The organism is Prosthecobacter sp. (assembly GCF_044378005.1).
Classification (GTDB): domain Bacteria; phylum Verrucomicrobiota; class Verrucomicrobiia; order Verrucomicrobiales; family Verrucomicrobiaceae; genus Prosthecobacter.
Genome location: NZ_JBILYB010000046.1, coordinates 28,844 through 42,398, shown reverse-complemented (window position 1 = coordinate 42,398; position 13,555 = coordinate 28,844). Strand labels below are relative to the sequence as shown.

Below are 13,555 nucleotides of genomic sequence, written 5' to 3'. Positions count from 1 at the left end.
TCAATGAGACCGACCACATCGCCTTCACGGCCGAAGTGCGCGGCGCAGGCATCACCAAGAACGTCAACAGCCGCTGCCTGTTCAGCAATGCCAGCGATGGCACCCTGAAACTCGTGGCCCGCACGGGAATGAATGTTGGCCTCACCAGCAATCTGAAGACCATCGGCAACTTCTCCATCGGCGGTGATCTCATCATCTTCCTCGGCACGCTCGTGGATAACAGCATCGTGCTCTTCGGCTGGGACGCCAATACCGGTCTTCGTCCTCTCATGCGCAATGGCCAGAGCCTCGATGCCAACGGCGTAACCAAGACAGTGAAGAGCTTTAACATCCTGGAAACTGGCAATGCCTCCTCCGGTCATGGCAAGGAACTCAGCGTGGCCCCCACGGGTGAGTCCCTCGTCAGCATCAACGTCACCTTCACTGACAACAGCTCCGGCGTCGTGGTGGGCAGCTTCGATGGCACGAGCGACACGGGCTTTGGCGCGACCTACGGAGCCAGCCAGCAGCTCGCGGACACCTATGCTGCTCCGGCGGTCATTCCGTTGGCGAAGTGGGGCAGCTTCCGCAGCCCCGGCTTTGACAACACGGGCAGCTACTACGGCTTCATCAGCCAGATGCTAACCAACACGCTGGCCGGAGTCAGCACCACGAACAACGTCGGTGTCTTTGTGGATACCGCGCCCGGAGTGCTGACGCTGCAACTGCGTGAAAACGACGCCGCCCCCGGCACCAGCGGCCTCGTGTTTAGCGACTTCAGCGACCTCGTGCTCGGCGGCGGGGACTACGAATACCTCGTCAAAGGTGAAGTGCGTGGCAGCGGAGTGGTGACCAACGTGAATGACAAAGGCCTGTGGGCGCAGCACGCCACGAACGGGCTCGCACTTGTCGCAAGAGAAGGCAGTGAAGCGCCCGGAGTCGTCGGCAGCACCTTCTACCGGCTGAGCCAGATCGCGCTGCCCGGCACCGCCCAGCCGATGTTCCAGGCGACGATGACCAACGGAGTCGGCGGTGTGACCAGTGCGAACGATACCGGCCTGTGGGTGATCAACGAAAGTGGAGCCGTGAAGCTGGCCGTGCGAGAAGGTGACACCCTCAACGTGGACGGCACCCCACGGGTCGTGACGGCGATCACCGCCCTGCTCAATGGCACGACCACCGGCGGAGCCCTGGGCCGCCGAGTCTTCCTGCAAGATGGGCAGCTCACCCTGATGCTGACCTTCACCGGCGGCATTCAGGCGAATGCCAAGGTCGTGGTACCGTAAAGGAAGTTCTCGCACCCAACCCTTTGAAAAGACCGCCTGATTGTGTGCGCTCGACTCCGAACCTAATTGGAATGGGGTTCTACGTGGCGGCCCGGACGTGCCGCCCCATTCCCAAGGAAGGTGAGGCCCCGACAACACGCATGTTGTTGATGCTGAAAGGACGCGTTGCTGGTGCTGCCCTGGGCTGAAGAGGTTGACAGTCGTCGGTGAAGGTACCGAGCGACTCATCGGCCTGTGGGCACAGCACGCCCCGAACGGTTTCTTGCTGGTGGCAGGGGAAGGCAGTGCCGCCCCCGTAGTGACCGGCGGAACCTTTCCAGCTCAACCCGATCGTCCTGCCTGGCACCTCGCAGTCGATGCCAGGGCCGTGGTGCCATGCGTTGTCAGCACCCGGCGTTTTGGGCTTTACCTGAGCTTAACGAAAATGTCATGCTCGCCTGCGAAATTGCTTTTCCCAACCTCCGACCTCATGAAGACAAAACTTATCCTGTGTGCCATCGCGCTGCTTTTGAATCCACTGATCCGCGCCGAGTCCGTCAAAGATCGTGAAGGGGCGGTGCGTGCGGACAAGGCGAAGATGGAGGCCGACAAACGCTGGGGTTACAACGATGTCGAGAGCGGCTTCAAGCAGGCGAAGCTCACGGGCAAGCCGGTGCTCATCGTGATGCGCTGCGTGCCGTGTCTGGCCTGCATGGGGCTGGACTCGGCGGTGCTGATGGAGAGTGATGCACTCTCCGCGCTGCTCGACCAGTTTGTCTGCGTGCGTGTGATCAATGCCAACGATCTCGATCTCTCGAAGCTTCAGTTCGACTTCGATCTCTCCTTCTCGACGCTCTTTTTCAATGGCGACGGCACCGTGTATGGCCGCTACGGCTCATGGACACACCAGAAGAACTCGGCGGACCAGACTTTGGCTGGCTACAAGAAGGCTCTCGAGGCAGCGCTCGCCATCCACAAAGGCTATCCGGCGAACAAAACGAGTCTCGCGATCAAACAGCCCGGCCCACTCCCCTATGTGAATCCGACTGACATGCCAAAGCTGGCGGAGAAGTACAAGCGTGAGCTCGACTGGAATGGCAAGGTCGTGGGAAGCTGCATCCACTGTCACATGATCGGTGATGCACTGCGCACGTCGTATCGCGACCAAAAACAGGCCGTGCCCGACGAATGGGTTTTCCCGATGCCATCACCAGAAACACTGGGCATCGCGCTCATGGCAGATCAGGTGGCGACAGTGAGTGCTATCACCACAGGTAGTTTGGCCGAGAAGGCAGGATTGAAAGCGGGCGATGAGATCACGGCCTTTGCAGGGCAACCGCTGGTATCCATCGCCGATGTAAGCTGGGCGCTGCATCGCACGGGTGACAGTGCGCAGCATGAAGTCGTCGTGAAACGCAGTGGAGCGGAAACGAAGCTCATGCTCGACCTGCCCTCCGGCTGGAAGAAGCAGACCGACACCTCTGGGCGCGCCTCCGCGTGGTCCATGCGTGGCATGGCGGCAGGCGGACTGAACCTGCTGGACCTCACGGATGAAGAGCGGAAAGCTCGCGGTCTCGGCACGGATGGCATGGCGCTGTGGGTGAAAGGCCTCGGCATGTACAACATCCACGCAGCGGCAAAGAAGGCTGGATTCCAAAAAGACGACGTACTGATCGAAGTCGCCGACCTCAAACACCGCATCACCGAAAGCCGCCTCCACGGCCATCTCATGCAGGAGCATAAGCAGGGTGAGAAGGTACCCGTGAAAGTGCTTCGCGGAGGCAAGACGGTGGAACTGATGCTGCCGATGCAGTGAAAGCAGCAGTTGCGGCCCATCGACTCCACTTGGTAGGATGGGCTCATGCTTCGAGCCCTTTGCTTTCTCTTTCTCACGGCCGCTCTAGCCGCCCAAACCACCTTTGATGCCAGCGGACTGAAGGCGCTGGATGAGGTGGTGGAGAAGGCGGTGGCGAAAAAGAATCCCGCCGGGGCGGTGGTGTGGCTGGAACATCAGGGGCAGACGCAAACGCTGGTGAAGGGTGCGCGTGAACTGGTGCCCGTACGGGAGGAGATGACGGCGGACACGATCTTTGATGCGGCCTCGCTAACGAAGGTGATCGCCACGACGCCGTCGATCATGATCCTCGCAGATCAGGGGAAAGTGGACATCGAGGCTCCGGTGAGCCGTTATCTGCCGGAGTTTGTCGGTGAAGGGCGTGAATTGATCCGCGTTCGGCATCTGCTGACGCACACCTCGTGCCTGAAGCCGGGGATTCCAAAGGAGCCGACATGGACTGGCTACAAAGAAGGCATCCGCCGGGCCACCAGCAGCATTCCTGATGCACCGCCGGAGAGCTTTTTCAGATACAGCGACATCAACTTCATCCTGCTCGGCGAGATCGTGCAACGCGTGAGCAAACAGAAGCTGGATGTGTTTGCCGCAGATCGCGTTTTTAAGCCGCTGAAGATGACCTCGACACGCTTTGTGCCACCAGCGGACTGGCGCTCACGCATCGCGCCGACAGAGCGCGATGAACTCGGGCAGATGCTCAATGGCGTGGTGCATGATCCCACGTCACGGCGCATGGGCGGTGTGACAGGTCACGCGGGGCTCTTCACCACAGCAGCGGACCTCGCACGCTATGCGCGGATGATTCTCGGAGGTGGTCAGCTTGATGGCGTGCGTGTTTTGAAGGCGGAGACCATCGCGCAAATGCAAGGCGTGCAGACGGCGGCGACGGTCTATGAAAGGCGTGGGCTCGGGTGGGATATTGATTCCCTCTACAGTAGGCCTCGCGGCGAGGTGTTTCCCATCGGCTCGTTCGGTCACACGGGTTTCACGGGCACGAGTCTGTGGATCGAGCCTGCCTCGCAGAGCTTCGTGATCTTTCTCAGCTCACGCCTCCATCCTGAGGGCGGCGGCAGCGTGCGGGATCTCTATGAGTTGGTCGGAACAGCGGCGGCGAAGTGCATCCCTGGGTTTGATTTCAAAAGCGTGACAAATGCACTGCCGAAGCGCGGTGAGAAAGAAGTGCCCACGGTGCTGAATGGCATCGACGTGCTCCAGCTTGATGGCTTCTCCGCGCTGAAAGGTCTGCGCGTCGGGCTCATCACGAATCACACGGGCATCAATGCCCGACGCGAGAGCACGATCGACCTGCTGCATGAGGCGAAGGACGTGAAGCTGCGCGCCCTTTTCAGCCCGGAGCATGGGATTCGCGGTGAACTGGATCAGGAGAAGATCACTGACTCGAAGGACACAAAGACCGGCCTGCCCGTGTTCAGCCTCTACGGTGAAAATCGCGCGCCCAAAGCTGAGCAACTCGAGGAACTCGACGCCCTGGTTTTCGACATCCAGGACATCGGCTGCCGCTTCTACACCTATATTTCGACTCTGCGTCTGAGCCTGGAAGCTGCGGCAAAGGCGGGGAAAAAAATCACCGTGCTGGATCGCGTGAATCCCATCGGTGGCATCGAAGTGGAAGGCTCGCCGCTGGTGGATGAGGAGAAGTTCACCGCCACTCATGCCATCCCGATCCGCCATGGCATGACAGTGGGCGAGCTGGCACAGATGATGAACGCCGAGCGGAAGATCGGAGCCGACTTGCAGGTCATCCATGTCGAAGGCTGGCGACGTGAGCTGACCTTTGATGAAACCGGCCTGCCCTGGCAAAGCCCCTCGCCCAACATGCGGTCGCTGGAGGCGGCGCTGCTGTATCCCGGCGTCGGACTTCTCGAGTTCAGCATCAGCGTGGGGCGCGGCACGGACACACCTTTCCAGGTGCTCGGTGCCCCGTATGTCGATGACCTGCGACTGGCCCATGAACTGAACAAACTTGGCCTGCCCGGTCTGCGCTTCGTGCCTGTGCGGTTCAAACCGACGGCGAGTGTTTTCAAAGACGAGTCCTGCGGCGGCGTGCGGATGATCATCACGGATCGTGAGACGTTGAAGCCCGTGGCGGCGGGAGTCGGCATCGCGGTGACTTTGCAGAAGCTGTACCCGAAAGAGTTTGCACTCACCAAAGTGAACACCCTGCTGAATCACGCCAAACTGCTGGAGCAGATCCGCATCGGCAAGGATTGGCGGAACATCGCGGAATTCTGGGCGGCAGAAGCGGCGACTTTTGCCACGCGGCGTGATGCTGTGCTGATGTATTGAAAACGGTCTCAAGGTTGACGGCTTTCCGTCAGGCCGTGATGGTACCCGACTGCGCATGATTCGTTCCCGCTCTGATTACCTGGCTTACCTGGAGGCTGACCGCCTGGCGCTGGGTCGTGCGGGGATGCCACCGCTGCTGCTGATTCAGGACCCGATCTGGTATTTTCAGCGGCTGCTTCGGAAGCAGGAGTATTACACGAACTGCCGCCCAGGTCCGCTTTGGTGGCCCATACGGATGTGGCTGAAGCTCCAGATGAAGCGCGCACGGCTTCTGCTCGGTTTTAACATCCCGCTAAACGCCATCGGCCCCGGGCTGATGCTCATCCATGAAGGGGACATTTTGATTCACCAAAACGCCCGCATCGGCAGTCACGCGCGGATGAATATCGGCGTGGTGATCGGCGTCGGGCTCACGGAGGAGGCCGTGCCGGTGATCGGTGATCATGTGCTGATCGAACCGGGGGCGAAGATCTTCGGTGCGGTGACCATCGCCGACTGGACACACATTGGCGCAAACGCCGTGGTGAACCGCTCAGTCACAGAGCCCGGCATGGTGGTGGCAGGTGTCCCAGCGAAGGTGGTGAAGGCGAATCCGTCCTACCCTGGAGCGAAAAAAAAGCCCGGCACGATCGGGTGATCATGCCGGGCGAATCGATAAACGATCAGGCGAAGAGCTTCGTCACCGGCTTCGCCTTCACCAGCTCGCGTGGCTGGTTGAGGTGATTGTACACGATGGTCTCGGGGTCGATGCCGACGGCGTGGTAGATGGTGGCGAGCAGCTCCATCGGATGCACGGCGTCCTCGGCAGGCGCAGAGCCTGTTTTGTCGGATTTGCCGTGGATGTAGCCGCGCTTGATGCCGGCACCACCGATGACGGCGGTGTAGCAGTATGGCCAGTGGTCACGACCATCGGCGCTGTTGCCATTGCCGGAGGTGGAGACGCCTTTTTCAGGGCTGCGGCCAAACTCACCGAGAGCGACGACGAGCGTTTCATCCAGCAGGCCAGAGGCGTCGAGATCTTCAAACAGGGCGCTGAGGCCCTGATCGAGCATCGGACCGCTCTGGTTCTTCATACGCTGAGTCAGGCCGACGTGGTGATCCCAGCTGTGATTGTCCGAGTTGGCGACCTTGGGCCAAATGAGTTCGACCACACGGGTGCCAGCTTCGATGAGGCGGCGTGCCAACATGCAGCTTTGCCCGAAGGTGTTGCGGCCATAGCGGTCGCGGAGTTTTGGCGACTCGCGGTCGAGTGCGAAGGCATCGCGGGCACGGCCACTGGCGATGAGGTTCAAAGCCTGGTCGTAGTAGCTGTCGAGGCTCATGTCCTTCACAGCGGCTTCGATGGTGGGCATCTGGTCGTTGATAGCGTCACGCAGTTTCGCGCGGCGTTGGAGGCGGACGCTGAAGAGGTCGGGGCGGAGCTGGAGGTCCTCGATCTTGATGCGGTCCATCTTGCCCATGTCGAGGTCATCGCCATCGGGATAGAGCGTGTAGGGATCGTAGGCCTTGCCGAGGAATCCCGCAGTGCCGCCTTTGCCGACGACGTTGGATTCCTGGAGCGGACGCGGGAGCATCACAAAGGGGAGCATCGGTTCATCCATCGGCTTCAGGCGGATGATGTTGCTGCCGAAGTTCGGGAAGTCTTTCGGGCTCGGTGGCTCGAGCTGGCCGGACGGGCTGACTTTGTCCGTCGTGTAGCCGGTCATGATCTGGTAGATGGCCGCCGTGTGGTTAAAGAGACCATTCGGTGTGTAGCTCATCGAATTGATCATCGTGAACTTGTCGTTCACCTTCGCGAGTTGCGGGAGGATCTCGGTGAAATGATGGCCGGGAACCTTGGTCGGGATCGTTTTGAAGGCGGAGCGCACCTTGTCCGGCACGTTCTCTTTTGGGTCCCAGAGGTCGAGATGGCTCGGACCACCCTGGAGGTAGATCATGAGCACATGCTTCGCTTTGCCCCAGCCAGCACGACCTGCGGCGGCGGAGTTCACGGAAGCGGCTTGCGCGCGGAACATGCCATTGAGCGTGAGGCCCATCATGGTGGCACCGCCCACGCGCAGGATGTCGCGGCGGGTCATGCCGAGGTCTTTGTCGCAGAGATCTTTGCCGAGGGAGCCGGGGATGCGAAACATAGGAGTGAAGGGGTGAGGATGAGAGGCTACACAAAATCGCAGGCCTAACGCAAGCAGCGATTATTCTTTCCCCGGTTACGCGCAGTGGGGAGCTTTCTTGCTCAAGCACCGGGATCAGCGGGAAAATCCATGACCAGACGGGGAAGCGCCATGACTTGGTTCTCGTTGCCCTACCGCACACGTCCGAGCCAGCGGAGCAGGTCCTGGCTGACCTCGCTGCGCTGTACGTCATGCAGGAGAAGGTGGTAGCTACGCGTGTACCAAAGGAGGCGCTTTTTCGGCGAGCGCACCTGGCTGAATAGGGTCTGCACCTGATCCGGGGAACTGAGGATGTCGTTGGGCGAGGCGAGGAAGAGGACGGGCATTCGCAGATGCCTGGCGGCTTCAGGGTTCTCGTCTAGCAGGCCGCCCACTTCAGATAACAACCGCACCGTGAAGGCGCTGACATGGTGCTCGGTCTGCTGCATTTGGCCGCCGTGGGTGGTGGTGCTGGTGACTTGGAGTTTGGATTCATCGACTCCCGCCAGATCGCCGATGGAAAATCGCGTCCTCGGGGTCAGTCTGGCAGCCGTCTCCAGAAGCCAGCGGCGGAAATGGGAGACCGTCATGCGCAGTCCGGCCACGGGTGAGGCGAGCACGATGCCGTCTGGATCACGGCGATCCGGCAGGCGGTTCGCGGCGGTGTGCAGGCAGATGAGGCTACCGAGACTTTCCCCATACCAGAAGACGGGCGTCTTGGGATGTTCGCGCCGCACGAGCCCATGGAAGGTTTCCAAATCGCGCAGCCATTGATTCGCGGAGGTGATGTCGCCCCGCTGTGAGATGACGGGATCATGCCCCTGGCCACGGAGATCATAGGCATAAACGGCGTAGCCCTGCTTTGGCAGCGTGTCGCCGATGAACCAGAAGTCGGACGCCGCACCGCTGAGACCATGCACGGCGATCATGACGCCGCGCGGCTTCGAGCCGGACGGAGGCAGCCATTTTTTAAAGGGCATGACTTTGCCATCATAGCTCGTCCAGTCCTGCCCACGAAGCTCCGGACGTGACGGCAGCTTCGGCAGGCTGCTGCACGCGGTGAGCCCCGCCAGCAGGAGGCCGGCGAGACAACAACGATGGAGAGATGTCATGGTTGGTGGTTGGGAACCGCGTGGTGGAGCACGGCGGAGACGAAGTCGGCCTGCGTCTGCACCCGGTCATCCAAGCTGAACTCGGAGGGGGTTTCAAACGTGAGTGTGACGGGACAGCCAAGCTGCCAGAGCACGATGGCCTCAGGTAGTCCGGGCAGACCTGAAGGGATGGTGCTGCGGCGGATGACTCCATCAAGGGCGCGGCGGCCGTCGATGCTGGCGCGCGGATCAGGGGCGATACGGCTCGTGCAGTCGCGCATCAGCAGGTCGCTGTGGCGCATGCGATGATGGCCGAGTTCATAGACGTAGGAGCCCTGGGCATCGTAGTCCTCATGAAGGCAGACGCCGATGCTGAGCTGTCTTTGCTGCACGATCTGCCGCCAGGGGCCGCAGAGTTCATCTCCATCGAGATGGAAGCGGCGGTTGATGTCCATTCCACGATGGTCGGCACGAGTATTCAGCCGAAGACCATGAGGATTCAGGCAGGGAAAAATGAGGAACGGGCGCTGCCGCAGTTGCTCGATCTCGCGCTCAGCCCAGGCAAGCAACCCCCAAGCGGAGCCTGCTTCATCTCCATGCACGCCAGTGGAGAAATAAACGAAGGGCTGGCTGCCAGCGCGAGGGCTTTCCAGATAGAGGATCTTTTCTCCCGCCTGTTCGGTAAGCACACGCACGCGGAGTCCGGCAGTTTTTGCCACGGCACGCCAGCGCTTGATCAGGGCGTGTGGGTCGTGGGCTAGATGGTGTGGCAGCAAAGACACGCCGTGAGAGTGGCGAGGTTGCACGGCGGCTGCAATGACAGATCAGGACCGGCCATTCTTCCGGCGGCTGCTGCTGGCGGAAGACTTCTCACGAATGCGGGCACGCAGGCGCTCTGCCGTGAGCGCCTGCTGTAGAATGGTGTTCTGCTGGCGGAGTTCTTCGAACGCGTAGTTGGGCACTTCGGTGATGTTTTCGGTGAGCACCTCCGCGCGTGGTGCCGGATCAGGCTCAGGGAGAGTCTCGGAGAGGGTCTCAGGTCCACTGCCATTCAGATCCGGCAGAATTGACATTGCCGAAGTGCCGTTGACTGGCTCTGTGGCTGCACCTCCATGAGTCAGTCCCTCGCCTCCATCAATGCCAAGCAGGCCCTCGAGCTGCATGACGCGGGCTTTCGCAGCGGGTAGCTCGGCGCACATTTGGCGGGTGAGATCGAGCGTAGCCTGAAGTTCATGCTCACGATCTCGGGACTTGGTGAGGAGGTTGTCGAAGCGTGTCTCCTCCACCTTGAGCTGGTCGCTGGCCATGTGGCGGAAGTGGTCAAACTGGCGCTGCATTTCCGAGCGCCAGGCGTTCGCGTCTGAACGCACCTGCATGAGATCCTTCTGCTGGGCGATCACTTGCGCTTCGAGCTTGTCTTTGTTCTTGAGGAGCTTCTCCTCCACACGCCTCAGCAGCCAGACGCGGATCAGCGCGGCAACGAAAAGGACTGCCATGATGGCAGTCGCCAGGATGTATGGACCTGCTTCAGAGGGAATGGTTTTCACGAGGGCTGATGCAAGCAGGTCCAGGGCCGAGGAGCAAGCCTACGGCACGTGTCATGAAAGTTTTGTCTCGCAGCTTTGAAAGGCCGGCCCTGAACATTCAAGGAGAGTGAAGCATGCGCTTCACCACTCACGACTGCGCCATTTTCATCAGCGTCATGCGCAGAATCGCGGCCTGGATCAATGCCATTTTTTCCGCGTCCTCGGGCTCGTGGTCATCCAGCCCACCCAGGTGAAGCAGGCCATGGATCATGTAGAGCGCGAGTTCGTGATCGAGACTCTGGCCATGCTCAGCAGCCTGACGTTCGGCTGTGTCGGTGCTGATGAGGATCTCGCCGTGGTGAAAGGTGATGACATCCGTGGGCGTCGGGTCTTCCAGAAACTCGCCATGCACGCGGGCGATCTCTTCGTCGCTGACAAAGGTAATCTCGATCTCCTCAAGAACGCGGATGGGCGCATCAGGGGAAAGGGCCTCATGCTGACAGGCGGGCAGAGCGATGCGGGCGATCTTTTTGAGCCACGGAAGCGGCGGCTTGTGCCGCTTTTGATGATTATAAAGATGCAGACTCGGCAGCCGGGCCATCACGCAGCAGAGGCAGGAGGTTTACGCTGAGCGCGCTTCTTTTTCTCCGAGGGCGGAGTCTCTCCACTGACAAGGTAGGGCGAGTCTATCATGAGCGTGCGGCCATCATGGACATGCACTGAGGCAGCGGTGTCCCTCGGACCGATGATCGTGGTGACGGGAGTCTCCGTGGCTTTCTGATACTTGATGCGGCTGTGCATCATGCTCAGCAGCGTCTTCACAAAACGGGCCTTCACCCGCGCGAGTTCGGCGATGGTGAGGTCGCATTCGTCGAGCTGACCATCGACCATTCGGTTTTGCACAATCTCGTCCACCAGCGCCTCGACACGGGCTGGCGTGGGCTTTTCCAACGAGCGGGAGGAACTCTCCACCGCATCAGCCAGCGAGATGATGGCAGCTTCCTTGAACTGTGGCCTCGGCCCGGGATAGCGGAAGACTTCTTCGGTCACCTGGGGGATGTCGTCTTCCTTGGACTTGCCCTGCTCGACGAGGCGGATCATCTCGGCCTTCTGATCCAGCGCGCGCTTGTAGAAATACCAGGCCAGCGTGGTGCCATGGTGCTGCTCGATGACGTCGATGATGCTGCAATTGAGCTTGTGCTTGATGGCCAGATCGACGCCGTCCTTCACATGCGCGATGAGGATCAGGGCGCTCATGCGCGCGGTCAGGTCCTCGTGCGGATTGTGCGCGGGGTCCATGTTTTCGATGAAATACTCCGGCTTCGTGAGCTTCCCGATGTCATGGAAGTAAGCGCACACACGGGTCATGGCAGCATTCGCGCCGATGGCCTCCGCTGCTGCCTCCGCGAGATTCGCGACGACGAGACTGTGGTGATAAGTTCCCGGAGCCTCGATGCTGAGACGTTTCATCAAAGGATGATTCAAGTCCGCCTGCTCAAGCCAGGAGACCTCAGTGGTCACACCAAAGAGACTCTCGATGACGGGCATGCCACCACCCACGATCAGACCGGTAAACACACCGACCGTGAAAGGAATGCCAATCATCCGGCTGAGCGTCGCTGAGTCCACGGCGCCACTGGCGTGATGCAGGATGACGGAGAAAATCGCCGCTGCAGTGCCAATGTAGAGGCCGGCCATGAAGAGCTTGTTCCGCCGGCGGACGCGGTTGGTGAAAAGGACAACGAGGAAGCCGATGAGCGCCGAGCAGGCGAGGTAGGTCACCACGTTCACCGCCATGAAGACGATGGCTCCAAGCAGGCTGGAGTAGATGGCTCCGAAGAGGCCGATCTTCCTCCCAAGCGCCACGGAGAGCACCATCGGACCAAGTGCATGCGGCAGCGCGAGAACCGGCAAAGCCCCGGACCAGCCTTTTTCATAAGCGAAGTCGATCATGCCGACGCTGGCAGCAAATTGCAGGAGCAGGGTGCCGAGCAGCAGCAGCAGTTCGGTGTTGTCCGTGATCTCATCTTTCAGGGCGACGAGGAGATGAATCACCATGGCAGCGCCGATGGCACCCGCACAAAGATAGGCGGTCAACTGCGGCTGGATCGTGCCCGGCACTGCCGAGGCGGCGAGGTTCATCAGGATGCCGAGCCCGACAAAGAACATGGCATAGACCAGAACGGTGGCCGCCGGATGGGTGCGGAGTTCATCGACCAAGTCGCCATCCTGGTGCTTCCGGCGGACTTTTCCGCAGGATAAACCTTCACGCTGTAATCGGGCACGCCGGAGGGATTCAAACATGGCTCTATGGGGAGAAAGGCTACCACAGTGCGAGTGCGGGACAAGGCGTGATTTGCCCTGAGCGCTGTTCAAAGAAGCAGTTCAAGATTCGCTTTTGAGAGCAACTTTGGCTTTCTCCGTCTCCGCACGATGCCGGTCATAGGCTTCGATGATGCGCTGGACGACGGGGAGGCGGACGATGTCCTTGCTCAGGAAATGCACGAAGCGGACCCCAGGCACGCCGGGCAGGATCTCCACGACCTCGCGCAGGCCGGATTTCACATGGCGGCGGAGATCGACCTGGGAGGGATCGCCCGTGATGACGCATCTGGCTCCTTCGCCGAGGCGGGTCAGGAACATAAGCATCTGCTCGCTGGTCGTGTTTTGCGCTTCGTCCAGGATGATGAAGGCATTCTTCAGCGTGCGTCCGCGCATGTAGGCCAGCGGGGCGATCTCGATGGCCCCTTTCTCGATCAGTCGCTCGGCTTCTTCGGGCTCCAGCATCTCGAAAAGCGCGTCGTAGAGCGGACGGAGGTAGGGGAAGATCTTCTCTTTGAGGTCGCCGGGCAGGAAGCCGAGCGCCTCGCCAGCCTCCACGGCGGGACGAGTGAGCACGAGCCGCTGGACCTGCTTTTCGCGGAGCAAATGCAGCCCCTGGGCCATGGCGAGGAAAGTCTTGCCAGTGCCTGCCGGGCCGATGCCGAAGACGACTTCGTTTTCCCGCATGGCCTGCACGTAGCTGATCTGGCCGCGCGTCTTCGCCAGCACGGGCGGCTTTTTGTTGGAAGTCAGCAGCTTCAGCGCGTGGATAGCCTCGGCAGGCTCGTCGCCATGCTCGGAGAGCACGCTTTCGGCCACCAGCTTGATCATGGCGGTGGAGATCTCCCCACCTTGGCGGCGCACTTTTTCGAGCTGAATGAAAACTTCCCGAGCGGCAGAGACGGACTTCTCTTCACCTTCGATCTTCACCCAACTGTCCCGCGAGGTGACTTGCACGCCGCAGCTCTCGGCCACGACCTTCAGTCCCGCCAGATCATGCCCGACCAGCTTCTGAAGGAACTGCGGCGTTTCGTAAGTGAGCGTTTCAGTCATGGCGTGGTGT

The 13,555-nt window shown here is 60.6% G+C and carries 11 protein-coding genes; 4 read left to right on the top strand and 7 right to left on the bottom strand.

The window, feature by feature from the left end; translation table 11 throughout:
• The 4 genes from AC6FTP_RS11325 to AC6FTP_RS11310 form a co-directional block, all read left to right on the top strand.
• The coding region (locus AC6FTP_RS11325; protein WP_497207028.1) for a DUF7453 family protein at positions 1-1,265 on the top strand (1,265 nt) is incomplete at its 5' end.
• Between the two features lie 469 nt (positions 1,266-1,734).
• Positions 1,735-3,060, top strand: coding sequence for a Trx7/PDZ domain-containing (seleno)protein (locus AC6FTP_RS11320; RefSeq protein WP_497207027.1), 1,326 nt, complete (start codon positions 1,735-1,737; stop codon positions 3,058-3,060).
• 45 nt (positions 3,061-3,105) lie between these two features.
• Positions 3,106-5,403, top strand: a complete 2,298-nt coding sequence (locus AC6FTP_RS11315) for an exo-beta-N-acetylmuramidase NamZ domain-containing protein (RefSeq protein ID WP_497207026.1) — start codon at positions 3,106-3,108, stop codon at positions 5,401-5,403.
• A gap of 55 nt (positions 5,404-5,458) precedes the next feature.
• Complete coding sequence (locus AC6FTP_RS11310) at positions 5,459-6,040, top strand: serine O-acetyltransferase (protein ID WP_497207025.1); 582 nt, start codon at positions 5,459-5,461, stop codon at positions 6,038-6,040.
• Positions 6,041-6,065: 25 nt separating this feature from the next.
• Here AC6FTP_RS11310 and AC6FTP_RS11305 read toward each other — a convergent pair whose 3' ends face one another.
• The 7 genes from AC6FTP_RS11305 to AC6FTP_RS11275 all read right to left on the bottom strand — a co-directional run bounded on the left by AC6FTP_RS11305 (position 6,066) and on the right by AC6FTP_RS11275 (position 13,545).
• Complete coding sequence (locus tag AC6FTP_RS11305; protein ID WP_497202442.1) at positions 6,066-7,535, bottom strand: DUF1501 domain-containing protein; 1,470 nt, start codon at positions 7,533-7,535, stop codon at positions 6,066-6,068.
• A gap of 170 nt (positions 7,536-7,705) precedes the next feature.
• Positions 7,706-8,665, bottom strand: coding sequence for an alpha/beta fold hydrolase (locus AC6FTP_RS11300; protein WP_497207024.1), 960 nt, complete (start codon positions 8,663-8,665; stop codon positions 7,706-7,708).
• The gene (locus AC6FTP_RS11295) at positions 8,662-9,426 is read right to left on the bottom strand and encodes a M14 family metallopeptidase (protein ID WP_497207023.1); all 765 of its coding nucleotides are present in this window, start codon (positions 9,424-9,426) and stop codon (positions 8,662-8,664) included. Before AC6FTP_RS11295 ends, AC6FTP_RS11300 begins: the two co-directional genes overlap by 4 nt.
• A gap of 42 nt (positions 9,427-9,468) precedes the next feature.
• Positions 9,469-10,191 carry a hypothetical protein gene (locus AC6FTP_RS11290; RefSeq protein WP_497207022.1) on the bottom strand — a complete coding sequence of 241 codons (723 nt, stop codon included), beginning with the start codon at positions 10,189-10,191 and terminating at the stop codon, positions 9,469-9,471.
• Between the two features lie 127 nt (positions 10,192-10,318).
• Positions 10,319-10,771 carry an rRNA maturation RNase YbeY gene (gene ybeY / locus AC6FTP_RS11285; protein WP_497207021.1) on the bottom strand — a complete coding sequence of 151 codons (453 nt, stop codon included), beginning with the start codon at positions 10,769-10,771 and terminating at the stop codon, positions 10,319-10,321.
• Positions 10,771-12,474: an HDIG domain-containing metalloprotein gene (locus AC6FTP_RS11280; protein ID WP_497207020.1), complete on the bottom strand. Its 1,704-nt coding sequence runs from the start codon at positions 12,472-12,474 to the stop codon at positions 10,771-10,773. The genes ybeY and AC6FTP_RS11280 overlap by 1 nt, the downstream gene beginning before the upstream one ends.
• Positions 12,475-12,555: 81 nt before the next feature.
• Complete coding sequence (locus tag AC6FTP_RS11275) at positions 12,556-13,545, bottom strand: PhoH family protein (protein WP_497207019.1); 990 nt, start codon at positions 13,543-13,545, stop codon at positions 12,556-12,558.
• Positions 13,546-13,555 lie beyond the last annotated feature (10 nt).